The sequence below is a fragment of the Aliiroseovarius sp. ABM4_368 genome (assembly GCF_056161205.1).
Genome location: NZ_JBSWYR010000022.1, coordinates 1 through 598 on the forward strand (window position 1 = coordinate 1; position 598 = coordinate 598).

The 598-nt window shown below is 56.9% G+C and carries 1 protein-coding gene; it reads right to left on the reverse strand.

The window, feature by feature from the left end:
* Positions 1-596, reverse strand: a 596-nt coding sequence (locus ACXAH3_RS16455; protein ID WP_474863353.1) for a GTP-binding protein, incomplete at its 3' end; no start/stop codon positions are given.
* Positions 597-598 lie beyond the last annotated feature (2 nt).

Below are 598 nucleotides of genomic sequence, written 5' to 3' on the forward strand. Positions count from 1 at the left end.
GTCGGGATGTACTCGTCCACAGCTGCCATCAGCTCGCGGATTTTGTTCTCGCCGATTTCCGGGTTGTTGCCTTCCATAGCGGCCAGCGCGGAACCCGCGATGATCGGCATGTCGTCGCCCGGGAAGTCGTATTCGTTCATCAGTTCACGAACTTCCATCTCAACCAGCTCGAGCAGCTCTTCGTCGTCTACCTGGTCAACTTTGTTCATGAAAACAACCAGCGCAGGCACACCAACCTGACGTGCCAGCAGGATGTGCTCGCGGGTCTGAGGCATGGGGCCATCAGCTGCGTTCACAACCAGAATGCCGCCGTCCATCTGGGCCGCACCGGTGATCATGTTCTTGACGTAGTCGGCGTGGCCGGGGCAGTCAACGTGTGCGTAGTGACGGTTCTCGGTCTCGTACTCAACGTGAGCCGTCGAGATCGTGATGCCGCGGGCTTTCTCTTCCGGTGCACCGTCGATTTCGTCGTATGCTTTGAAGTCACCAAAGAATTTGGTGATCGCTGCCGTCAGAGTGGTCTTGCCGTGGTCAACGTGACCAATCGTGCCGATGTTAACGTGCGGTTTACCGCGTTCAAACTTTTCCTTAGCCATGA